Source organism: Cognatundibacterium luofuense, assembly GCF_018139685.1.
GTDB lineage: Bacteria > Pseudomonadota > Gammaproteobacteria > Burkholderiales > Burkholderiaceae_D > Undibacterium > Undibacterium luofuense.
On the sequence record NZ_JAGSPN010000128.1, the window covers coordinates 1 to 478 of the forward strand.

At 43.3% G+C, this 478-nt stretch carries 1 protein-coding gene; it reads left to right on the forward strand.

The genetic code is table 11. The annotated features are described in order from the left end of the window. Positions 1 to 264: 264 nt before the first annotated feature. A partial coding sequence (locus KDM89_RS19655) for a MurR/RpiR family transcriptional regulator (protein ID WP_438947534.1) occupies positions 265 to 478 on the forward strand: 214 nt, incomplete at its 3' end.

The window sequence follows — 478 nt, forward strand, 5'->3', positions numbered from 1 at the left end:
GCTTTTCGCATCATTTCTGAATTTTTATAAATAATATTTGAATTTTTTAAAATAATCTGGCGATAATTCAGCATTGCTGGTGAGAATATCTGTATTCGGACAGAAAAAAACACCTCTCTGACTTGATACGTTTCATTACTTTACATTTCAAATTAATGAAATTATATTTACATTTCCCTTACACTGGAAAAGCCAGCCATCATGAATCGTCCTGACAAGCAAGCCCTGGGTGGAACCGTCAATGCCCGCATCGGCAAGGTCTATATGAACCTGTCGAAAGCCCATAAAAAAGCCGCAGATTATGTGCTGACCAATGTGTTCCGCTCCGCCACAATGTCGATAGACGAACTGGCCAACGCCGTCGGCATTTCTGTTGCAACAGCAAATCGTTTTGCACGTGCACTGGGTTTCGAAGGCTATCCTCAGTTCCGTGCGGAGCTGGTGAGCGGTTTCGAAGCGATGCTGGTGCCGATTGATA